22 protein-coding genes and 1 pseudogene are annotated in these 21792 nt (G+C 45.0%); 4 read left to right on the top strand and 19 right to left on the bottom strand.

Annotated features, from left to right (window positions below; genetic code table 11):
* Positions 1-3: 3 nt before the first annotated feature.
* Both LIR34_RS14515 and LIR34_RS14510 read right to left on the bottom strand, forming a co-directional pair.
* On the bottom strand, positions 4-840 hold the full coding sequence (locus LIR34_RS14515; RefSeq protein ID WP_173903066.1) for a LicD family protein: 837 nt from the start codon (positions 838-840) through the stop codon (positions 4-6).
* Entirely contained in the window at positions 809-2227 is a 1419-nt protein-coding gene (locus LIR34_RS14510; RefSeq protein WP_161285701.1) for a sugar transferase, read from the bottom strand. Before LIR34_RS14510 ends, LIR34_RS14515 begins: the two co-directional genes overlap by 32 nt.
* A gap of 377 nt (positions 2228-2604) precedes the next feature.
* Here LIR34_RS14510 and LIR34_RS14505 point away from each other — a divergent pair, with 377 nt between their 5' ends.
* Complete coding sequence (locus LIR34_RS14505; protein WP_173903065.1) at positions 2605-3744, top strand: glucose-1-phosphate adenylyltransferase; 1140 nt, start codon at positions 2605-2607, stop codon at positions 3742-3744.
* 1 nt (position 3745) lies between these two features.
* Positions 3746-4861: a glucose-1-phosphate adenylyltransferase subunit GlgD gene (glgD, locus tag LIR34_RS14500; protein ID WP_161285703.1), complete on the top strand. Its 1116-nt coding sequence runs from the start codon at positions 3746-3748 to the stop codon at positions 4859-4861.
* Positions 4862-5092: 231 nt separating this feature from the next.
* On the opposite strand, the gene LIR34_RS14495 is transcribed toward glgD, so the two are convergent.
* From LIR34_RS14495 to LIR34_RS14430, 14 genes are all read right to left on the bottom strand, one after another.
* Positions 5093-5635: an HdeD family acid-resistance protein gene (locus LIR34_RS14495; RefSeq protein WP_161285707.1), complete on the bottom strand. Its 543-nt coding sequence runs from the start codon at positions 5633-5635 to the stop codon at positions 5093-5095.
* Positions 5619-7487 (bottom strand): ATP-dependent zinc metalloprotease FtsH, encoded by a 1869-nt coding sequence (gene ftsH / locus LIR34_RS14490; protein ID WP_173903064.1) that lies wholly within the window; start codon positions 7485-7487, stop codon positions 5619-5621. The genes LIR34_RS14495 and ftsH overlap by 17 nt, the downstream gene beginning before the upstream one ends.
* Positions 7488-8284: 797 nt before the next feature.
* A complete protein-coding gene (locus tag LIR34_RS14485; protein ID WP_173903063.1) occupies positions 8285-10003 on the bottom strand; it encodes an acetyl-CoA carboxylase carboxyltransferase subunit alpha in 1719 nt (572 codons plus the stop codon).
* Positions 10004-10032: 29 nt separating this feature from the next.
* On the bottom strand, positions 10033-11379 hold the full coding sequence (locus LIR34_RS14480; RefSeq protein WP_161285710.1) for an acetyl-CoA carboxylase biotin carboxylase subunit: 1347 nt from the start codon (positions 11377-11379) through the stop codon (positions 10033-10035).
* 10 nt (positions 11380-11389) lie between these two features.
* A complete protein-coding gene (fabZ, locus tag LIR34_RS14475) occupies positions 11390-11818 on the bottom strand; it encodes a 3-hydroxyacyl-ACP dehydratase FabZ (RefSeq protein ID WP_161285711.1) in 429 nt (142 codons plus the stop codon).
* 15 nt (positions 11819-11833) lie between these two features.
* A complete protein-coding gene (accB, locus tag LIR34_RS14470; RefSeq protein ID WP_173903062.1) occupies positions 11834-12289 on the bottom strand; it encodes an acetyl-CoA carboxylase biotin carboxyl carrier protein in 456 nt (151 codons plus the stop codon).
* 5 nt (positions 12290-12294) lie between these two features.
* Positions 12295-13536: a beta-ketoacyl-ACP synthase II gene (gene fabF, locus LIR34_RS14465; protein ID WP_173903061.1), complete on the bottom strand. Its 1242-nt coding sequence runs from the start codon at positions 13534-13536 to the stop codon at positions 12295-12297.
* Complete coding sequence (gene fabG / locus LIR34_RS14460; protein ID WP_173903060.1) at positions 13533-14282, bottom strand: 3-oxoacyl-[acyl-carrier-protein] reductase; 750 nt, start codon at positions 14280-14282, stop codon at positions 13533-13535. Before fabG ends, fabF begins: the two co-directional genes overlap by 4 nt.
* 82 nt (positions 14283-14364) lie before the next feature.
* Positions 14365-15285 (bottom strand): ACP S-malonyltransferase, encoded by a 921-nt coding sequence (fabD, locus tag LIR34_RS14455; RefSeq protein ID WP_173903059.1) that lies wholly within the window; start codon positions 15283-15285, stop codon positions 14365-14367.
* Positions 15278-16216, bottom strand: coding sequence for an enoyl-[acyl-carrier-protein] reductase FabK (gene fabK / locus LIR34_RS14450; RefSeq protein ID WP_161285716.1), 939 nt, complete (start codon positions 16214-16216; stop codon positions 15278-15280). The genes fabD and fabK overlap by 8 nt, the downstream gene beginning before the upstream one ends.
* Before the next feature lie 35 nt (positions 16217-16251).
* Positions 16252-16479, bottom strand: coding sequence for an acyl carrier protein (gene acpP / locus LIR34_RS14445; RefSeq protein WP_161285717.1), 228 nt, complete (start codon positions 16477-16479; stop codon positions 16252-16254).
* 88 nt (positions 16480-16567) lie between these two features.
* Positions 16568-17578 carry a beta-ketoacyl-ACP synthase III gene (locus tag LIR34_RS14440; protein WP_173903058.1) on the bottom strand — a complete coding sequence of 337 codons (1011 nt, stop codon included), beginning with the start codon at positions 17576-17578 and terminating at the stop codon, positions 16568-16570.
* Between the two features lie 165 nt (positions 17579-17743).
* Positions 17744-18178 (bottom strand): hypothetical protein, encoded by a 435-nt coding sequence (locus tag LIR34_RS14435; protein ID WP_173903057.1) that lies wholly within the window; start codon positions 18176-18178, stop codon positions 17744-17746.
* A 766-nt stretch (positions 18179-18944) separates the two neighbouring features.
* Complete coding sequence (locus LIR34_RS14430) at positions 18945-19361, bottom strand: hypothetical protein (RefSeq protein WP_173903056.1); 417 nt, start codon at positions 19359-19361, stop codon at positions 18945-18947.
* Between LIR34_RS14430 and LIR34_RS14425 the strand changes: the two genes are divergently transcribed.
* Positions 19335-19802 (top strand): hypothetical protein, encoded by a 468-nt coding sequence (locus LIR34_RS14425; RefSeq protein ID WP_173903055.1) that lies wholly within the window; start codon positions 19335-19337, stop codon positions 19800-19802. The genes LIR34_RS14430 and LIR34_RS14425 overlap by 27 nt on opposite strands.
* 176 nt (positions 19803-19978) lie before the next feature.
* On the opposite strand, the gene LIR34_RS14420 is transcribed toward LIR34_RS14425, so the two are convergent.
* A complete protein-coding gene (locus LIR34_RS14420; RefSeq protein ID WP_173903054.1) occupies positions 19979-20122 on the bottom strand; it encodes a hypothetical protein in 144 nt (47 codons plus the stop codon).
* Positions 20123-20443: 321 nt separating this feature from the next.
* On the opposite strand from LIR34_RS14420, the gene LIR34_RS14415 reads away from it, so the two are divergent.
* Positions 20444-20827, top strand: coding sequence for a hypothetical protein (locus tag LIR34_RS14415; protein WP_265107739.1), 384 nt, complete (start codon positions 20444-20446; stop codon positions 20825-20827).
* Between the two features lie 224 nt (positions 20828-21051).
* Here LIR34_RS14415 and LIR34_RS14410 read toward each other — a convergent pair whose 3' ends face one another.
* Together LIR34_RS14410 and LIR34_RS14405 are read right to left on the bottom strand one after the other, a co-directional pair.
* Positions 21052-21414 carry a hypothetical protein gene (locus tag LIR34_RS14410; RefSeq protein ID WP_173903052.1) on the bottom strand — a complete coding sequence of 121 codons (363 nt, stop codon included), beginning with the start codon at positions 21412-21414 and terminating at the stop codon, positions 21052-21054.
* A 157-nt stretch (positions 21415-21571) separates the two neighbouring features.
* Positions 21572-21792 (bottom strand): annotated as a pseudogene (locus LIR34_RS14405) (IS200/IS605 family accessory protein TnpB-related protein); the annotation flags it as partial.

The following is a 21792-nucleotide window of genomic DNA, read 5'->3' as shown; positions in this document are numbered from 1 at the left end:
CTATCACTCCTTAATTCTGGTATTGTGATGGTTCATCTCCTGTACAGACGGAGGATTCCAGTATTCTCCATACATCTGTCGGAGAACAAAATCATAATCCTTCGGTCCTCTCAGCGAAATATCTTCAAAAGGATAATCGGCTCCTCTGCCGTAATGCTTCCTGTGAAACATTTCTTTGAGCTTATGGATTCCCATAAAGTTTACCAGGTATGGAGAACTGTCATAGGAATATTTCTGCATCATCCGGTCGAGGCGCTTCAGTTCTCTGTCCGTACGGAAGATCTTTTCGACCGGAAGCACCTTGCCCGCAGAAATCAACAGCTGCTCATGCAACGGTCTTTTGCGCTTAAGATCAACATTTGTTGAAAACAGCGAGTAATTCACTCTTGCTCTCGCGATCAGAAGGCGAAAACAGTGGATCTTGCGGATATATTTGTTTCCTGGCATTCCATCCAGCGGAAAGATGTCGATCCATGCTTCCTTCTCCGCATCAACAGCAGCAGATTCATCAATCACCTTGACACGGCTGTCTGTGATCCTTGGCACATAATGATTATAGCCCTTTGTTTTCTTGAAACTGCAGTAATGAAGATATTCCGGAAGTTCCTTCTCGACAATCTTTTCAAATCGTCTGAAGTCCGGTCTCGGCATTCCTACATCAATATCATCATCCCACGGAATAAATCCCTCATGTCTTACTGCACCCAGAAGTGTACCTCCCAGCGCATAGTAACGAAGATGATATTTCTCACATATTCTCAGAAACTCCTTCAGAATATCCAGTTCCACAAGCTGGAGCTTTCTGAGATCATTTTGGTTCTCTGTTTTCTGTTCCATCATGACGGATATCCTCCCTGGTAATTTCTTCCACCGAATCCTTCAGAGCATTTATCTGATCATCATCCACTCCCTCAGAAACTTCCTTCTGGAAAAAGATCTTTACTGTCATCAAAAGAAGCTTCAGATCGAGGAAAAACGAATAGTTTTCTATATAGAAAAGGTCCAGCTTCAGTTTATCGTATGGTGTCGTATTGTATTTGCCATAAACCTGAGCATAACCGGTAAGTCCGGCTTTCACCTTCAGTCTGTAATAAAACTCCGGTATCTCTTTCCGATACTCACGCATGATCGTCTGACGTTCCGGCCTCGGACCTACCAGCGACATATCTCCCATAAACACATTAAACAATTGCGGAAGCTCATCCAGATGAAGATTTCTCAGCACCTTTCCGACAGGAGTGATTCTGGAATCATGTTTTGATGCAAGGCGTGCTCCGTTTTTCTCCGAATCCACACACATACTGCGGAATTTACATATTTTGAATGGTCTGCCGCCAAGTGTAAGTCTCTCCTGAAAATAGAATACAGGACCGCCATCGTACAGCTTGACGCACAATGCCGCGATCAGCATGATCGGAGATGAAACAATGATTCCCAGTGCAGATACCACAATATCCAGAATTCTCTTGGCCGCTCTCTGTTCTATAGAAAGCCCCATATTCTTTGCAACCAGAAGCGGTGTATCAAACAGATGGATACGCTCACTTCCCATCAGGATCACATCCGAGATCTTTGGACTCAGATAGCAGCGAATAGAATGTGCAAAACAATGCTTCAGATAACGGTTACGGATCTGAGAAGGAAGATCCCAGATAATAACTCCGTCATACTCCTTCATCAGACGGTAAATCTCCTTCTCGCCCATATCAATATGGACTTTACCACTGATCTCATATTTGTCTTTACGGGAGTTCATCTTTTGTATCAGATCTCCCGGATCTCTGTCTCCGTAAATTACCAGAAGTTTACGTGCCTGATAAAGTCTGGAGTAAATATATCTGGATCCCCAGATCCAGATCAGAATGATCACAAACTGTACCAGTGTCATCTCAACCATCGGCCGCGGATCCAAGAACCAGCGGTTGATCAGTGTAATCTGGAAATACGTAAAAATATTCGTACAGATCGTTGCGATCGTCATCGAATAAAATACATCGATCCTCTTCAGATAACCAACCTTCAGTCCTCCATACAATCTGGAAAACAGGACATTGATCAGTGCATAGATTGCGATCAGCACCCAGTTACCCTTCCTCCAGAAAGGCTCAAAGATCAGGCCTCTGTAAAAATCGTACCAGATATACGCAAAAACAGCTGTCTGGGCAATCACCACAAGGCTTGCCAGACAGAAAACAACAAAGCGTTTAAAATCTTCTCGTCTTTTCACCAGAATACCTCTTATTCTACCATTAATTATGATATTTATTATTTCTTTTTCCTGACGTTGCTATTATAACGTATATCTTCTTTTCCGTCCAGTCATTGCACGATCTTTGCATTGTTCCATCTGTCCCGGCAGATTTTGTTGTGAATCTGAACAAAAACTTTTCTTATTTTGTAGAATTTTAGTACATTTTTTCGATTTTTTGTTGATTTTACACCTATTTATTATATTTTTTTCTTTTTTTTAATGCACTCTTTACAATTCATAAAATTTTTCTTCAATAAATTCACACTTTTTTGCTCAAAATTGTAGAAATATTTTTGTAAAAATTGTATAATGTAGGTTATACAAGGATTATTAAAGGAAAGTGAGGGTTCACTATGAAACAAAACAACATGTTAGCGATGATCCTGGCTGGCGGCCGTGGCAGTCGTCTCCATGAACTTACCAACAAAGTTGCCAAACCGGCAGTTTCATATGGCGGTAAATACCGCATCGTTGATTTCCCGTTAAGCAACTGCGCTAACAGCGGTGTCGACATCGTGGGTGTTCTTACCCAGTATGAATCTGTCCTTCTGAACAGTTATGTAGCAGCAGGCGGTCGTTGGGGGCTTGATGCAAGAGAGAGTGGCGTTTTTGTTCTCCCGCCTCGTGAAAAGGCCGACGCCGATCTGGATGTATACAGAGGTACTGCTGACGCAATTTCTCAGAATATCGATTTTATCGATAAATATTCACCGGAATATCTCTTAGTTCTCTCCGGTGACCATATCTACAAAATGAATTATGATAAGATGCTGGATTACCATAAAGAAATGAATGCCGATGCAACGATCGCAGTCATCGAAGTTCCGATGAAGGAAGCAAGCCGTTTCGGTATCATGAACACAGATGGCAACGGCCGCATCGTTGAATTTGAAGAGAAACCAGAACATCCAAAGAGCAATCTCGCATCTATGGGTATTTATATCTTTAATTGGAAGCTTCTCCGCAAGATCCTCCTTGCTGATATGAAGAATCTGGATTCCCATCATGACTTCGGTAAGGATATCATTCCATGTCTCCTTGACGATAACAAGACACTCGCTGCATACAAATTCAAAGGCTACTGGAAAGACGTAGGAACCATCGACTCCCTCTGGGAAGCAAACATGGATCTTATCGATTCCAGAAACGAACTGAACCTGAACGATCCGACATGGAAAATTTACACCGAGGACACTCCGGCTCTTCCTCAGTACATTGGACCAAATGCCAAGATCAACAAAGCATTCATTACACAGGGCTGTGTTGTAGAAGGCGAAGTAAGTCATTCCGTACTGTTTACCGGATGTACCGTTGGTGAAGGTGCAAAGGTTATCGACAGTGTGCTCATGCCAGGCGTAGAGGTAGCAGCCGGTGCTGTTGTACAGCGTGCACTTGTTGCTGACAATGTCAAAATCGGACAGGGTGCTGTTGTCGGCAGTGCTGACAACGAAAACATCGAGCTTGTGTCCAAACGTGTAAAGGGGGTAGAATAACATGGCAAGAGCATTTGGAATTGTTACATCTTCCGGAACCCATATTAAGATAGAAGGAATGCAGCAGTATCGTCCGATCGGTGCTTTCTCCTTCCTTGGAAGATATCGTGTCATTGACTTTCCTATTTCAAATATGAGCAACAGCGGCATTGACCGCATTCAGGTATATGTAAGAAATAAACCGCGTTCACTGGCAGAGCATCTGGGAACCGGACGCCATTACAACATCAACTCCAAGCGCGGCAAACTTCAGCTCATGTTTGCCCAGAACAGTTCTGAGAATGATGTATATAATACAGATATCGCTGCTTTTGCAGAAAATCTTGAATTCATAGAGCGTATGCATGAGCCATATGTTATCATTGCACCTTCCTATATGGTATATGCACAGAATTACAGTGAACTTCTGCAGGCACATATCGATTCTGAAGCAGATATTACTCTTCTGTATCATTCCGTTGATAATGCAAGAGAAGCGTTCATTAACTGTGATGTTCTGAACCTGAACAAACAGAAAGGCGTCGAGTCCATCGAGAAGAACCGCGGAAGTGCTCAGAAACGTAATATCTTCATGGACACTTACATTATGAAGAAAGAGCTTCTTATTGAGCTGATCAAGAAAGCCAAAAAGATTTCTTCCATGTACACTCTTGCCCAGATTGTAAACACCTGTGCTGGAGAGCTTGATATCCGTGGTGTTGCCCACAGAGGTTACTTTGCTTCTATCACAGATTTCAACAGCTACTACAACGCAAACATCTCTCTGATTGACTTCAAGACAGCAGATGCCCTGTTCAATCCGGAATGGCCGATTTATACCAGAACCAACGACTCCTGCCCGACTCAGTATCTTGAGGGAGCAGATGTTAAGAATTCTGTTATCTCCAACGGATGTCTGATCGAGGGAACTGTAGAGAATTCTGTTATCGGACGTGGCTGCCAGATCAAACCAGGTGCCGTGGTTAAGAACAGTGTTGTACTTGCTCATACTGTTGTCGGCGAGAATGCACATCTCGAGAATCAGGTTATGGATAAATGGGCCAAGGTTATTCACGGCAATGAGATTATTGCTGAGGAGGGACACCCTGGATATATCCGCAGAGATGACGTTCTCTGATTTCAACAAGTCTTCATGATGAATAGATGAATAGATAAATACATAAAGCAACCCCGATGAATGATTTTCCTGACAGTTCAGGACATCCACTCATCGGGGTTTTATTTCACCTTTCTTAGTAACCATATATCTTTTGAAATACTTTATTTTCGTTTCGATATATATACTATAAAGGTGGAACTTTAATTCTACTTTAAAGAAGCTGTGAAGATTCTGTGTTGCTGTTACCTTTTATCTGTAGTACTGATTTCCATTCACTGCTGCCACAATGCACTCGATTCCTTCAAGGATCAGATAGGCACCCACAAGTACTCCCATGGAAAAAATCGTGATCATCGGCCGGAATACCAGCAGGAATCCTACGATCAATCCGAGAATATTCAAAATCATCGAAATATAATAGTAGGTTGTTCCAAAATGCATTCTCATATACTGAAGATGGGAAAGTCTGGAGACACAGTGTGCAATAATCCAGATTGGAAGAATCATTGCGATCGCCCAGGTTCCTGCACCTGGATGAACGATCAGCATAAAACCTGCCATCACACTCAAAATTCCTGTTATCAGAGAAAGGATGGGACCGAATCCGGTAAAGCGTTCCATTCTGACATACAGAATAATATCTGCAATTCCTGTGAGTATCGCAAGAACTCCACATACGATTACGATCCAGGTAATGATTCCTACGGGCTGTCTCACAATAAAAAGTCCAAAGATAATCAGAATGATTCCTATGATCAGTTCTGTCCATCCGATATCAGACTGTCTTCTCATAGTGCTCATCCTCCTTTGCTTCAATCTTCTCTTCGTTTCCTTTGAGGATTGCCATAAACTCATCTCCTGTGATTGTCTCTTTTTCATAGAGATAATTTGACAGTTCATCAAGTTTCTGGCGATTATCCATAAGGATTTTCTTTGCTTTCTCGTGTTCTCTCTTGACCAGTTCAACTACCTGACGGTCAATTTCATTCTGTGTATCTGCGGAGCAGGCCAGAGATGCATCGCCTCCAAGGTACTGGTTCGTCACGGTTTCCATGGCTACCATATCAAAATCGTCGCTCATACCATATCGGGTGATCATAGAACGTGCAATCTTGGTCGCCTGTTCAATATCATTGGAAGCGCCGGTTGTCACTTCTCCAAAAACAACTTCTTCTGCGGCACGTCCGCCGGTAAAGGTTGCGATCTTGTTTTCCAGTTCTTTTTTGGTCAGAAGATATTTATCTCCCTGTTCTACTTGCATGGTATAACCAAGTGCTCCGGAGGTTCTCGGAATGATCGTGATCTTCTGCACTGGTGCGGAATGTGTCTGCATGGCCGCCACAAGTGCATGACCAATCTCATGATAAGCTACGACTTTCTTTTCCTGATCGGAAAGTACTGCATTTTTCTTCTGATATCCTGCGATAACGACTTCTATGCTTTCTTCCAGATCTGCTTCTGTTACAACTTCACGATTGTCTCTGACTGCACGCAGTGCTGCCTCATTTACGATGTTGGCAAGCTCTGCTCCGGAAGCTCCGGAAGCCATTCTTGCAATCGTGTGAAAATCAACATCATCTGAGAGCTGGACTTTCTTTGCATGTACCTTGAGAATTGCCTCACGGCCTTCGAGATCCGGAAGTTCGACTGGGACTCTTCGGTCAAAACGTCCCGGACGGGTCAGGGCGGGATCAAGGGATTCCGGGCGGTTGGTTGCCGCCAGAATGATCACTCCATTGTTTCCCTCAAAGCCATCCATCTCTGTAAGAAGCTGGTTCAGTGTCTGTTCTCGTTCATCATTGCCGCCTGCCATCTGTCCGTCTCGTTTCTTACCGATGGCATCGATCTCATCAATAAATACGATGCATGGTGCTTTTTCTTTTGCCTGTTTAAAAAGATCGCGGACTTTGGATGCGCCCATACCGACAAACATTTCCACGAATTCGGAGCCTGACATGGAGAAAAATGGAACATTGGACTCTCCGGCTACTGCTTTTGCCAGCATGGTTTTTCCGGTACCTGGAGGGCCTACAAGCAAAACTCCTTTTGGCATGGAAGCACCGACTCTGGTGTATTTTTCCGGGTTATGGAGATAATCTACGATTTCCTGGAGGTTTTCTTTTGCTTCTTCTTCACCGGCAACATCACTGAAGCGAATGCCCTCTGTTGATGGTACGTAAACTTTAGCGTTGCTCTTTCCCATACCGAAGGCCATGGAGTTTTTGCCGCCCATCTGGTTCATCAGTTTTCTGCTCAGATACTGGCCGAGTGCGATAAAGATCACCAGGGGCAGAATTCCTGTCAGCAGGAAGCTGGCTATCGGTGACAGCTGTTGATCGATTTCTTTGGAGAATTTTGCTCCTGCTTTGTAAAGGCGTTCTGTCAGTGTAGGATCTTCCATCACGCCTGTTTTATAAATGGTGTCTGGATCATCTTTGTCTGTAAAAAGGATCTGATTGTCCTCGATCTGAACGTCTTCGATTTTTTTCTGTTCGATCTTGGTCATAAAGGTTCCATAGTCTACTTCTCTGACCATGCTTTTTGCGAACATCGGTGTGATGACTACGTTAAAGATGACCAATATCAGAAGTACGATCCCATAATAGTAAAGCAATGGCTTTTTGGGTGATTTTACTTCTTTCATTCGTGTCTCCTCCGTTTCTTATTTTTACTATGTATTATAGTACTATAAGAAACGCTTTAACATAGACAAAATCGGGAATGTGGGGAAAAGAAATGAAGTGGGTTGTGGGGATGGATTACGGCAGAGGACTTCCCGTGTAGGGACATAGAATACCGCTGCGTCTGCTGCTTGATGCATGCGTCTGTTATCCGCCAGTCGCCCTGACTCGCTAACGCTCAGACAGAGGGCTTGATGGCGGAAACTAGCCTGCATCGCGCTACGCAGGCCTCACGAGTATTCCTGTCCTTACACGGGAATCCTTCTGCCTGTAAACCGACCCCAAATGCACCGAGGGAAGGAGTAACTAAAGTGGCTGTCCAGTAACTGTTCACAGGTAATATCCCGAGACATACGGGGCAAAATGCCATCACCGAAGGTGATTTGGAATGCATTTTGACCAAGTTACTGCGAACGGAGTGAACAGTAACGCTGTCCAGGCTGATTCCTATTAAACGAAGTGATGCCTTGACAGCTGCTTTTGGAAATGATAGTTTGTCAAAAGAGAGCGTAAATTAGCCTCTTATGTTTCACGATGCATAGACAGAGTAAGCCCCATATCCAGAGTGAAATACTCGCGAGTACTGCGTTATGAGATGCATGCTTAGCTTCCACCACCAAGCCCACTGTCTGAGCGAAGCGAGTTTGGGCGACTGGTGGATAATAAGCGCATGCATCGAATAGCAGACACAGCGGTATTTCTTATTCTGGATATGGGGCTTACTCTGTCGTATACATTAAAACACTCAAAAAATCAAAAATCAGAATTTACGGAAACGTGCATACCTGTGCTCCAGGAGTTCCTCCTCAGATAAAGCAGTGTACTTCTGCAGAAACTCTCCGATCCTGTCATTCAGTCTTTCTGTCACCTGCCACAGGCTTTCAGAAGTCAGGTTTTCCGGTTCCGGGATCACCTGCTCAATGATGCCCTTCTTATAGAGATCCGCGGCCGTCAGCTGCATAACCCCTGCAGCCTCCTTCGCCCTTGCACTGTCCTTCCAGAGAATACTTGCAAAACCTTCCGGCGAAAGAATCGAATACACAGAATTTTCCAGCATCCATACCTGGTCACCTGCTGCAAGTGCAAGCGCACCGCCACTTCCACCTTCCCCTGTCACAACAGACAGCACCGGCGTCTTAAGACCTGCAAGCTCCCAGAGATTACGGGCGATCGCCTCACCCTGTCCCCGTTCCTCTGCCTCGATACCGCAGAATGCTCCCGGAGTATCAACAAAACAAAGAACCGGACGATGGAACTTCTCCGCCTGCTTCATCAGACGAAGTGCCTTACGATAGCCCTCCGGCATCGGCATACCGAAATTATGCGCGATATTTTCTTTTGTGTTAGTTCCTTTTTCCTGCACGATCACAGTGACAGGTCTGCCGTGGAATTTTGCGATTCCACCAACAATGGCCTTGTCATCACCGTAGTTGCGGTCTCCATGGAATTCCATAAAATCTGTAAAAAGTGCTTCTATATAATCACTGCCGGATGGACGGTCCACCTTACGTGAAATCTGGACACGATCCCAGGCAGTGAGATAAGGATTGATGCCAACAGGTGATCCTGTATCTCCCTTATCACTTCCATCTGTCTTCTCGGCCTGGATCTCAGCAGCTGCATTTGCATGAAGCTCCAGAATCTTTCCAAGCGTCTCCTTCAGATTCTCACGTCTTACAATATCATCTACAAAACCATGCTCCACAAGAAACTCCGCTCTCTGAAATCCCTTTGGAAGCTTCTGACGGATTGTCTGCTCGATCACACGAGGTCCGGCAAAACCGATCAACGCTCCCGGTTCTGCCAGGATAATATCTCCCAGCATTGCAAAGCTTGCCGTCACACCACCGGTCGTCGGTTCTGTCAGGACAGATACATACAGAAGTCCGGCTTTACTGTGACGCTCCAGTGCCGCAGAAGTCTTTGCCATCTGCATCAGAGATGTGATCCCCTCCTGCATTCTGGCACCTCCCGAACAGGCAAAGATAATAACCGGGAGTTTTTCCTCAGTAGCACGCTCCACCGCTCTGGTAATCTTTTCACCGACAGCCCAGCCCATACTCGCCATCAGAAATCTTCCGTCGCAGACCGCGATCACGGTATCTCTGCCGCCTATCTTGCCTTTTCCTGTTACTACAGCTTCTCTGAGTCCGGTTTTCTCCTGAAGTGCCTGCACCTTTTCCGGATAACCTTTGTAATCAACAGGATTTCCACCGACCAGCTCGTGATCCCACTCTTCAAACGTTCCCTCATCAATTACCATCTGGATTCTGCGGTATGCATGCACACGGAAATATCCTCCACACTTCGGACAGATATAGTATCCTTTTTTTACATCCTCTGTGATAATAGCTGCTCCACATTTGTTGCATTTACGCAAAAGCCCTTCCGGTACCTCCGGTCTGGGGACACGGGCCGCATTATGGCTCTGTATTCTGGAAATAATCCTTGTCTTTTTGAACATGTTATCCAACTTCATGATCACTAACTCCTGTTAATACCAAAACTTTACTTGTCTGCTTCCATTCTTTCGATGAACTCTACATCTGTATTGCCAGACTGAAAATCCGGGTGATCCAGAATCTCATACTGATAATCCACATTCGTATCGATGCCCTCAATGATCACTTCTCCAAGTGCACTCTGCATCTTTCGGATAGCTTCCGTACGATTCTTTGCCCACACGATCACTTTTGCGATCATGGAATCATAATATGGTGGAATCGTATATCCACTGTACACCGCGGAATCAATACGAATTCCCTTACCACCCGGAAAATACATATCTGTGATCGTTCCCGGTGACGGACGGAAGCCCCTGGATGGGTTTTCTGCATTGATCCTGCACTCAATCGCATGACCTGTCAGATGAATATCCTCCTGACGGCAGGAAAGCGGAAGCCCTGATGCAATACGGATCTGCTCCTTGACAAGATCCACACCTGTCACCCACTCTGTGACCGGATGCTCTACCTGGATTCTGGTGTTCATTTCCATGAAATAAAATCTGCCGTCTTTATCAAGAAGAAACTCTATTGTTCCCGCATTTTCGTATCTGGCAGCCTTCGCTGCTTTTACAGCAGCCTCGCCCATCTTTGTACGAAGTTCATCCGAGATTACCTCACATGGAGATTCCTCGATCATCTTCTGATGATTTCGCTGGATAGAGCAGTCACGCTCGCCGAGATGAATGACATTTCCAAATTTGTCTGCCATGATCTGAAACTCAATATGTCTCGGATGACGCACAAAATGTTCCACATACATTGTAGAATCTCCAAACGCCATCTGCGTTTCCTTCTGTGCAGTACGGAAGCTTTCTTCAAAATCCTCCGGCGTATCTGCAACACGCATTCCTTTGCCGCCACCGCCAAGAGCCGCTTTGATAATGACCGGATAACCGATCGTTTCCGCTTCCTTCATTCCTTCTTCTACTGTATAGATCGGATTTTTTCCACCAGGAATGATCGGGACACCGGCATTTGCCATCGTATTTTTGGCTGCCTGCTTATTTCCAAGACTTGCAATTACGCTGGACGGTGGTCCGATAAAAGTAATATTACACTGTTCACAAAGCTCGGCAAAACGACTGTTCTCCGAAAGAAAACCAAATCCCGGATGAATTGCATCGGCTCCTGTAACAATTGTCGCACTGATGATATTTTCCATGCTGAGATAGCTCTGGGATGACGGTGCCGGTCCAATACAGACTGCCTCATCCGCAAGCTGTGTATGAAGTGCATCTTTGTCTGCCTCCGAATAAACAGCCACTGTCTCTATTCCCATTTCTCTGCATGCACGGATGATCCGCACCGCAATCTCCCCTCTGTTCGCAATCAGCACTTTTTTTATCATAGTGTTTCACCTATCCAATCATAAAAGTCAGTTCTGCATCAACCACAACTTTACCATCAACACTTGCAACTGCATGACCAACCCCTACAGGTCCTTTACATTTGATGATCGTTGTCTCCAGACGAAGCTTATCTCCCGGAACAACCTTTCCACGGAATCTGCAGTTTTTGATTCCTCCAAAATATGCAATCTTGCCTTTGTTCTCCTCCAGGCTTAGGATTGCCACTGCACCTGTCTGTGCAAGTGCTTCCACCATCAGGACACCCGGCATCACCGGCTCCTGCGGGAAATGTCCCTTAAAAAAATCCTCGCGGAAAGTTACGCATTTATATCCAACCGCAAATTTTCCCGGCTCATAATCCTCAATATAATCCACAAGAAGAAACGGATGTCTATGAGGAAGAATCTGCTCAATTTCTTTTACACCTAATCTGTTCATGGCATATACTCCCATTTATACAATCCGGAACAATGGCTGTCCGTACTCTACAGCCTGTCCGTTTTCTACATAAACTTCTGCAACCTTACCATCAAAGTCACTTTCGATCTCGTTCATCAGCTTCATTGCTTCCACAATGGCAAGTGTCTGACCTTTCTTTACCAGGTCGCCGACCGAAACAAACGGAGCGGCATCCTCGGCAGGTGCTGCATAAAAAGTTCCGACAAGGGGAGATTTTACGATCATCCCCTCCGGTTCGCTGTCTGCATCAGCCACAGTTTCGCTGTTCTGGATCGCAGCCTGTGCTGCTGCAAGGGGTGCGGTCGGAACATCAGCAGAAGCTCCCGCAACCACTACTGTCTCTTTTTTCTTTTTCAGTCGGATTCGAGTGCCATTTTCTTCATAATCAAAATCCGTCAGTTCAGAATCTGACACTGTTTTTATTAATGTAAGAAGATTTTCAAATTCCATAATTATCAACCCTCATATTTCTTTACAAGAAGTGTTGCGTTATGTCCGCCAAATCCAAGAGAATTACTCATTGCATAGTGAATCTCTTTTTCTACCGGAGCTCCGATCGCATAATTCAGATCACACTCTTCATCTGCCTGCGTTGTTCCGACTGTCTGATGGATAAATCCCTCTTCCAGAGATTTTACACAGGTAACAAATTCCACGCCGCCGGCTGCACCAAGAAGATGGCCGATCATGGATTTGGTTGAGTTTACGACAAGATCCTTTGCTGCATCTCCAAAAGCCTTATGGATCGCTCTTGTCTCAAACAGATCATTGTGATGCGTACTTGTTCCATGTGCATTGATGTATTCCACCTCTGACGGCTGAACACCCGCTTCTTCCATTGCAAGCTCCATCGCTCTGGCCGCACCAGCTCCATCCTCTGCAGGAGAAGTGATATGGAATGCATCGGCTGTTGCACCATAGCCAACCAGTTCCGCATAGATTCTTGCGCCTCTCGCCTTTGCATGCTCCAGTTCCTCGAGAACTACGATTCCGGCACCCTCACCAAGCACGAAGCCACTTCTGTCTTTGTCAAAAGGAATGGATGCCCTGGAAGCATCTTCTGTTTTGGTCAGTGCTGTAAGTGCTGTAAAACCAGCCACTCCTGTCGGACAGATACAGCTCTCAGTTCCTCCTGCCAGCATCACCTCTGCATCACCATACTGAATTGCACGGAATGCATCACCAATGCTGTGCGTTCCGGATGCACAGGCAGTCACAACATCCGTACATTTGCCGCGCAGTCCAAGCTGAATAGAAATATTTCCGGCGGCCATATTGGAGATCATCAGAGGCACCATCAGCGGGTTTACCTTACCTGGTCCTTTTGTGAGGATTTTTTCATAATTGCTCTCTACCTGCGGAAGGCTTCCGATCCCGGATCCTACAATAACACCCACGCGGAAAGAATCCTCTTTTTCCATATCAAGCCCCGCGTCCTCAAAAGCTTCTTTTGCTGCCGCTACCGCATACTGACAGAACGAATCCATACGTCTTGCAGCTCTCGGATCCATACGGTCCTTCGCATTAAAATCCTTTACTTCTGCAGCGATCTTTACTTTATAATCTGTAGTATCAAACTTTGTGATCGGTCCGATGCCAACCTTGCCTTCACGGATTCCAGCCCAGAAATCCTCTACAGTATTTCCAATAGGGGTAACTGCCCCAAGTCCGGTGACAACTACTCTTCTTTTACTCATATGACCATTCCTCCGTCAACCTGAATCACCTGTCCGGTAATGTATGCAGCATCATCAGATGCCAGAAAAGCTACTGTTTTTGCAATATCCTCCGGTTTGCCGAAATGTCCCAGCGGGATCTGTGCGGCAGATGCTTTTTTTACTTCCTCGGATAACACTGCTGTCATCTCTGTCTCAATAAATCCCGGTGCAACTGCATTGACCGTAATTCCACGGGATGCAAGCTCTCTCGCTGCACTCTTTGTCATTCCTATGATCCCGGCTTTGGATGCTGCATAATTTGCCTGTCCTGCGTTTCCGGCAATTCCTACCACAGATGCCATGCTGATAATGTGACCACTTCGCTGGCGGAGCATCTGTCTGGAAACAAAACGCATCATATTGAAGCTTCCCTTGAGATTGACATCGATCACTTTGTCAAAATCTTCCTCTGACATTCCCATCAGAAGCCCATCCTTTGTAATTCCGGCATTATTCACCAGAATATCAATACTTCCATAAGTTTTTACGATGTCTTTAACCGCGCTTTCACAGGCTTTGTAATCCGCAACATTCCACTGCATGATCATTGCCTCGCCGCCTTTTTTCTCAATCTCTTTCTGTACTTCTTTTGCCCGTTCCTCAGAACCATTATAATTAATCACAACTGCTGCGCCTCTAAAAGCAAGTTCCAAGGCAATGGCTCTTCCGATTCCTCTGGAAGCACCTGTCACAACAGCCACTTTCTTCTTATTCTGCTCTGCCACTTATTTCTCTCCTCTCGGCATCTGCTGCGACCAGATGATTTCTCGTCACTGTGAACAGTTACGATTTCCCATCCGATCTTTTTTATTTCAGTTCCTCACATACCTGAACAGCCTCTTCCCAGCTTCCGATATGATAAGATTTGACATTTTTATCTATTTTTCGAAGAAATCCTGTCAGCGTTTTGCCAGGTCCGATTTCTATAAAGGTATCCACACCTTCACGGATCATGGTCTCCACGCTCTGCTGCCAGCGGACAGATCCACTGACCTGGGCAACAAGAAGTTCTTCTATTTTACCGCAGTCGGTAATGACCTCTGCATTGATGTTCGCCACATATGGCAGTTTCAGCGGATTCATGCTGACTCCTGCAAAAACCTTCGCCAGTTCTTCCCCCGCCGGTCTCATCATCGGTGAATGAAATGGTCCACTTACCTTAAGCGGAAGCACCCTTCTCGCACCGGCTTCTTTCAAAGCCTCTCCTGCCTTCGCAACTGCTTCTGCCTGTCCCGTGATCACGATCTGACCCGGACAGTTATAATTGGCAATGGAAACTCCCTCTCTGCCGTCTAAGACCTCTTCGATCACTGACGCATCAAGTCCCAGCACCGCAGACATTGCACCCGTTCCTTCCGGTGCTGCATGTTCCATAAAAATTCCTCTGGAACGTACCGTACGGACTGCATCCATGTCGCACATACCGCCTGCTGCCGCGATCGCACAGTACTCACCAAGACTCAGACCTGCCGTCATATCTGCATGAAGTCCCATAGCTTCCACAGCTCTTGTCATGGCAATACAGGCTGTTACCATCGCCACCTGTGTATATTCTGTCTTATTCAGAAGATCGTTTTCCTCAAAACAGAGTTTCTTAAGGTCAAGGCCGACAGCCTCTGACGCCTGATCAAATACAGCTTTGGACAACGGACTATTTTCATAAAAATCCTGTCCCATTCCAACTGTCTGTGCCCCCTGTCCGGGATAAATAAAAGCAATCTTACTCATCTGCACTTACCCCGTTCATCAGTCTGGATGCCCCACAGACAACAGATTTAATAATGTCCTCACAGGAACGTTCCTCTTTGATCATGCCCGCGATCTGTCCGGCCATCAGACTTCCGCTCTTTACGTCACCTTCCTGCACTGCTCTTCTGAGACTTCCCAGAGTCATTTTTTCCAGTTCCTCAAATGGTGCCCCTTCTTTTTCCAGTTCCAGATATTTACGTGCCATATCATTACGAAGAACACGGATCGGATGACCGGTGCTTCTTCCTGTCACACGGCTGTCGATGTCTTTTGCCTTAAAAATACTGTTTTTATAATTCTCATGGATCACAGATTCTTTGGATGCCGCAAAAACAGTTCCCATCTGAATACCCTTTGCGCCAAGCATAAACGCTGCTGCCATTCCTCTGCCGTCCGCAATACCACCGGCTGCGATCACCGGGATGTTCACTGCATCAACTACCTGCGGAACCAGAACCATTGTGGTAAGCTCTCCGATATGTCCGCCTGCCTCTGTTCCCTCTGCAACCACTGCATCTGCACCGCAGCGTTCCATACGCTTCGCAAGTGCCACAGACGCAACAACAGGAATAACCTTAACTCCGGCTGCTTTCCAGTCAGCCATATATTTCTCCGGGCTTCCGGCTCCTGTGGTCACGACTTTAACGCCCTCTTCCACGATCACCTTTGCAACCTTCTCTGACTCCGGATTCATCAGCATAATGTTGACACCAAATGGTTTATCCGTCAGCTTCTTTGTCTCCCGGATCTGCTCTCTCACCCACTCTGCCGGCGCTCCGCCTGCTGCGATCAGACCAAGACCTCCTGCATTGGATACAGCTGCTGCCAGATGACATTCAGCAACCCATGCCATACCGCCCTGGATCACCGGATACTCAATTCCTAATAATTCTGTGATCTCTGTTTTCATAAAATTACATCCTCTCGATCGTCATAGGTTTATGATCATGCCTGATGCTCTGTCAGGTAATTCATTGCATCTCCTACGGTTGTGATCTGTGTAAGATCTTCACTCGGGATCTCTACAGAAAATTCTTCCTCAAGTGCCATTGCCAGCTCAAAAAGATCCAGAGAATCTGCATGAAGATCATCCATAAAAGAAGTCTCTGCTGTGATCTCTGCTGCGTTTGCTCCTAAAGTGTCTGCTGTAAGTTCAATGATTTTTTCTAACATTTTTGTTTTCTCCTGTTCTCTTTATTATTTAAATTTATAGTTTAAGTTCCAGGCTTCTTTTGTCGAAGTCTGTTCCTTTTTTACTGTATTATTTTGTTTTGCTACCAGACTTCCATTCCAGGATACTGGCTCCCCAGGAAAGCCCTGCTCCGAATCCCGCCAGAACCAGCTTCTGTCCTTCTCTGAGAACCCCCTTACGGTTCAGCTCATTCAGAAGAATCGGAATACTGGCGGAAGATGTGTTTCCATATTCCTGAAGATTCATTGGAAACTTCTCGATATCAAGACGAAGCCGCCTTGCAACCGAATCCACAATTCTCGCATTCGCCTGATGAAGAACAAACCAGTCTATATCCTCTGCGGAAAGTTCATTTTCATCAAGAACCTCCTGTATCACCTGCGGAACCTTGCGGACTGCAAACTGAAAGACATCCTTGCCATTCATGGTAATATATTCTGTTTTTGTCTCGCTGCTGTCTCCGTCAATACTGCGGATTCTGGTAACAGCTCCCGGTCCGGTAAGTGCCGGGCCACCTTTGCCGTCCGAATGTGCTGCCGGCCGATAATTTCTTCCCTGCTCTGCCCTGAGGAGAACCGCTCCGGCCCCATCTCCAAACAGAATGCAGGTTCCACGGTCCGTCCAGTCCACCAGCCGGGAAAGACTCTCACTTCCTATAACCAGGATCGTCCGATATATTCCGGCTGAGATATAAGCCTGGGCTGTATTATAAGCAAAAAGAAATCCACTGCATGCTGCGTTGAGATCAAATCCAACTGCCCCGACTGCACCAAGCGCCTCCTGTACCTGACAGGCTGTACATGGAAAAACCCGGTCAGCCGAACCGGTTGCCACCAGGATCATCTCCACCTCTTCCGGTAAGACTCCTGCCTCCTCAAGCGCCTGACGACCGGCCTCACTCGCCATAGAAACTGTCGTTTCACTCTCTACGATACGCCGCCGCTTCACACCTGTCCGTTCCCGGATCCATTCATCACTGGTATCTACGAAACCGGCAATTTCATTATTATCCAGAACCCTCTTCGGAACACAGGCTCCCGTTCCCCGGATAATACCGGTTATGGTCTGTTCTTTATTCATAATAACTGTTTCCTCATATTCCTGTTTTGTTTTGAGTTTAGAATATTTTGATTATCAAAGTATATATCCAAAAAAAACAATTGTCAAGAGAAAAAAACAACAAACCTGTTTTCCCTCTCCATCACTATTACCTGTGAACAGTTGCACGTCAATTACTGCCCTTAATCAGACATTGTTCAGCTTTTCCTCAATTCTCTCAGGAACCCTGATCAGGCCAAACTTCCAGAAAATACTATATATATAAGATATTCCGAAAATCTGCCCGATCGCCTTCGGTCCTTTATATTCCGGAAATCTCAGTTCTCTCCCATCCTTCATTTCTATCGCCCTAAACACTTTATGAAATGCCAGAAATATAGAACTTTTTGTCAACGTTTTACTACTTTCCTTACGAGATACCAGAAGCTCACCACTGTAGTCACCATTCTTTTTCTTTTTGACCGTATAAGAAAAAGGAAGACCAGAAGAAGTATAAAAAACGCAATCCTGATATGCCACAAAACAATCCCACAATAATTCCTCAAGATCATCCGACTGCTGTGCAATCCCCTGATGCAGCTCTGCTATTACTCTTTCCTGTTCATACTGAGTTTCCAGCATAATGAACCTCTCCCCTGGTCTTAGTCTTGTTTCAACTCACAGTCGGTAATTTCACAGAGTCTGACATGTCAGCAACATGCTGACTGTGATTTGCCTCATGTCAGTGGGGGATACCGATTTCTCTCCGCCCGCCACTGCCGTTCATTTTCTTGTTTGCAATTCGTCTCACCACCTATAGAGATGGGAGAATCCTTGTTATATCTCGTTGAATGTTTCTGTAAAGCCAATAATAGGTCATCAGTTGTAATATACCACTTCTTCTTTAATTTATATCCACAGGGAGCATAATGTTCTGTCGCATTCACATATACTGCTTATAAACTCAACTTGTCTCGGTATTTTGGCAAAAAACATGCCAAAACGCCTCGCGGGATACTACCTTTTGAATAGTTACAACTTTTCTTATATATTCTGTCATAATACAGACTTATTTGACGAACGCTTTTCCTTGGAATCATGCACTCAATATGTTACCCTGTAATTATCAGCACTTCCAAAATCATTTCTCACGACATCTTATAGTCTCTGTCATTTCCCCTTTTATACCACAAAAGAGAACCATACTTTGACCATAGAAAGGACCATCTTTTTGACAAATTCTAACAATACGATCTTTGACGATGTCTTCCGTACCATGCTTACAAAAATCCCCGAGCTCATCATCCCTCTGGTCAATGAGGTATTTGACACCTCATATCCCCCGGACATCTCCATCACACGCTATCAAAACGAACTCTACGATCACCATCAGAAAAAAATCACAGATTCACACTTCGGCATCGCACACATACATTACCATGCAGAATGCCAGAGTACCGGTGATCCTACCATGCATATCCGAATGCTTGAATACGACACCGCTATCGGACTGGAATATATCTCCTGCATAAATGGAGAATTTCACATTTCTCTTCCCCAGTCCTTCGTTCTTTATCTGTCCAGCACTTCCAGGACAGTACTCCCTTCGATAAACCTTCATTTTACAAACAACTGTAGTATTCTGTATCATCCCAAACCCGTTTACCTCCCAGACTATTCTCTGGAAAAAATCTTCCAGAAAGACTTGATTTTTCTCCTTCCATTTTATATCATTAGATATAGGAACAAGAACAGTTCGGGCTGTATTGTGCAGGACTCTGACGATTTCCAGCAGCTCATGGATGAATATCAGTCCATCAAGCAATACCTCACAGAGAAACTGTATAATGAAAAAAAGGAAAATCTCTACCTGACAATCATTGAGTTAAGCAACAAGATCATTGACTACATATTTGCCGACAACCTGCCGGCGAGGAAAGGATTAGGTGACATTATGGGCGGACAGGTTCTGGAACTGGCTACCGATCGATTGGTTGAAGAAAGCATTCAAAAGGGGATTCAGCAAGGTATTGAAACCGGCATGCAGCAGGGCATTCAAAAGGGCATGCAGCAAGGCATTGAAACCGGCATGCAGCAAGGCATTGAAAAAGGTGCTGCTCTGGAACGTGAAGCCAGCATTCGCACACTGATACACTTCTCACACAAAAACAACATCCCCAGGGATAACCTTATCCAGCAGCTTATTACGGAGTATCACTTATCCGATGATGACGTACAGCAGCTTATTGCAAGATACTGGGAGTAAGAAGGATAAAGGGCGTGAATGCCCTTTACCCCACAAAAGAGAACCATACTTTAACCATAGAAAGGACCATCTTTTTGACAAGTTCTAACAACACGATCTTTGACGATGTCTTTCGTACCATGCTTACAAAAATCCCCGAACTCATCATCCCTCTGGTCAATGAGGTATTTGACACCTCATATCCCCCGGACATCTCCATCACACGCTATCAGAATGAACTCTACGATCACCATCAGAAAAAAATCACAGATTCTCACTTCGGCATCGCACACATACATTACCATGCAGAATGTCAGAGTACCGGCGATCCTACCATGCATATCCGAATGCTTGAATACGACACTGCTATCGGACTGGAATATATCTCCTACATAAACGGAGAATTTCACATCTCCCTTCCCCAATCCTTTGTTCTTTATCTATCTAGCACCTCTAAAACAATACTCCCTTCGATAAACCTTCACTTCACTAACAACTGCAGTATTCTGTACCATCCCAAACCCGTTTACCTCCCAGACTATTCCCTGGAAAAAATCTTCCGGAAAGACTTGATTTTTCTCCTTCCATTTTATATCATTAGATATAGAAGCAGGAACAGTTCGGGCTGTATTGTGCAGGACTCTGACGATTTCCAACAGCTTATGAATGAATATCAGTCCATCAAGCAATATCTCACAGAAAAACTGTATAATGAAAAAAAGGAAAATCTCTACCTGACAATCATTGAATTAAGCAACAAGATCATTGACTACATATTCGCCGACAACCTGCCGGCGAGGAAAGGATTAGGTGACATTATGGGCGGACAGGTTCTGGAACTGGCTACTGATCGATTGGTTGAAGAAAGCATTCAAAAGGGCATTGTTCAAGGTGCTGCTCTAGAACGCGAATCCAGCATTCGTACACTAATACACTTCTCACACAAAAACAACATCCCCAGGGATAACCTTATCCAGCAGCTGACCACGGAATATCACTTATCCGATGATCAAGTACAGCAACTTATTGCAAGATACTGGGAGTAAGAAGAAATTAAACAACTCGACCCACTTGAAATCAGGTAATTTCAGATTTCAAGTGGGTCAATTTTACTTGACAATCAACACCATATTCATAATAAAACACCTCGCGGAATATTACCTGTGAACGGTTACGTAAACTTCAGGGAACCCAAATTACATCCTCCACTTCTTCCGGTATTCCCGGGGGCTACTGCCCTCCACCTTCCGGAACATCCGACTCAAATAATTTACTTCCCCATCCCCACAGCATTTCCAATCTCATCAGTCGTCAACTTCTTATTAATACGCATATCACGTATATAGTCAGAAGAAGCTGACAGATCATAAAGTTCCAACAAAAGATCCGTAAATAATCTTATATCATCCGGATGAAACACCAGTCTGCCACCCCTCTCCCTGTATTTCTCATACACGGCAGGCAGACACGGGGCATAAAAATGGCACCACTGAAGAAACCAGAGATTCTCTTTGGAATCATCATCCTCTGCACAATTATATCCCGTACTGTGACTATATTCCTTACGACAGTCAATAAACACACCGTCACCAGCTGTCAGCTGATACGTTTTTCCCTCATACGTGAATCTCACATGACTGAAGTCACATGCTCCTCAGTCGCTTTAAGCGACAAGGCTAAATATCGGCGGATACGCCTGTAACTTAGAATATGTACAGTCATGTACTTTTTCCCTGCCAGATATGGCAGGTTCCCACGCTGCAGGTAGTCCGCTGTATATCTGCCTGTGTTTATGCAGTTTTTAAGAGTTCCATTTCTGAAAATAATTCTCTTAAGTCCGCATATACACATAAGATCCTACGCTTTACCGAAGGGACTTTTGCCTCCAGCAAAGACCTTTCCGTTGCCGGAAGGGGTTTTAAGAGTTCACGGATAAAATATCTTGCTCCAATATTATAGGATGCCGAAAGATCACAGTTATATCTTTTTCCATTCTGGAATGTACAGAGAC

Origin of the sequence: Blautia sp. MSK17_66 (genome assembly GCF_020538025.1) — a bacterium.
GTDB lineage: Bacteria > Bacillota > Clostridia > Lachnospirales > Lachnospiraceae > Blautia_A.
Note: the sequence above shows the minus strand (reverse complement) of the source record. Positions and strands in the feature narration are given on the sequence as shown.

Excerpts from the sequence above, each read along its gene's own strand:
- LIR34_RS14515 (WP_173903066.1), bottom strand. The coding sequence starts at position 840 with ATGATGGAACAGAAAACAGAGAACCAAAATGATCTCAGAAAGCTCCAG.
- LIR34_RS14505 (WP_173903065.1), top strand. The coding sequence starts at position 2,605 with ATGAAACAAAACAACATGTTAGCGATGATCCTGGCTGGCGGCCGTGGC.
- glgD (WP_161285703.1), top strand. The coding sequence starts at position 3,746 with ATGGCAAGAGCATTTGGAATTGTTACATCTTCCGGAACCCATATTAAG.
- LIR34_RS14495 (WP_161285707.1), bottom strand. The coding sequence starts at position 5,635 with ATGAGAAGACAGTCTGATATCGGATGGACAGAACTGATCATAGGAATC.
- ftsH (WP_173903064.1), bottom strand. The coding sequence starts at position 7,487 with ATGAAAGAAGTAAAATCACCCAAAAAGCCATTGCTTTACTATTATGGG.
- LIR34_RS14485 (WP_173903063.1), bottom strand. The coding sequence starts at position 10,003 with ATGAAGTTGGATAACATGTTCAAAAAGACAAGGATTATTTCCAGAATA.
- LIR34_RS14480 (WP_161285710.1), bottom strand. The coding sequence starts at position 11,379 with ATGATAAAAAAAGTGCTGATTGCGAACAGAGGGGAGATTGCGGTGCGG.
- fabZ (WP_161285711.1), bottom strand. The coding sequence starts at position 11,818 with ATGAACAGATTAGGTGTAAAAGAAATTGAGCAGATTCTTCCTCATAGA.
- accB (WP_173903062.1), bottom strand. The coding sequence starts at position 12,289 with ATGGAATTTGAAAATCTTCTTACATTAATAAAAACAGTGTCAGATTCT.
- fabF (WP_173903061.1), bottom strand. The coding sequence starts at position 13,536 with ATGAGTAAAAGAAGAGTAGTTGTCACCGGACTTGGGGCAGTTACCCCT.
- fabD (WP_173903059.1), bottom strand. The coding sequence starts at position 15,285 with ATGAGTAAGATTGCTTTTATTTATCCCGGACAGGGGGCACAGACAGTT.
- fabK (WP_161285716.1), bottom strand. The coding sequence starts at position 16,216 with ATGAAAACAGAGATCACAGAATTATTAGGAATTGAGTATCCGGTGATC.
- acpP (WP_161285717.1), bottom strand. The coding sequence starts at position 16,479 with ATGTTAGAAAAAATCATTGAACTTACAGCAGACACTTTAGGAGCAAAC.
- LIR34_RS14440 (WP_173903058.1), bottom strand. The coding sequence starts at position 17,578 with ATGAATAAAGAACAGACCATAACCGGTATTATCCGGGGAACGGGAGCC.
- LIR34_RS14435 (WP_173903057.1), bottom strand. The coding sequence starts at position 18,178 with ATGCTGGAAACTCAGTATGAACAGGAAAGAGTAATAGCAGAGCTGCAT.
- LIR34_RS14425 (WP_173903055.1), top strand. The coding sequence starts at position 19,335 with ATGGATGAATATCAGTCCATCAAGCAATACCTCACAGAGAAACTGTAT.
- LIR34_RS14420 (WP_173903054.1), bottom strand. The coding sequence starts at position 20,122 with ATGCATGGTAGGATCGCCGGTACTCTGACATTCTGCATGGTAATGTAT.
- LIR34_RS14415 (WP_265107739.1), top strand. The coding sequence starts at position 20,444 with ATGAATGAATATCAGTCCATCAAGCAATATCTCACAGAAAAACTGTAT.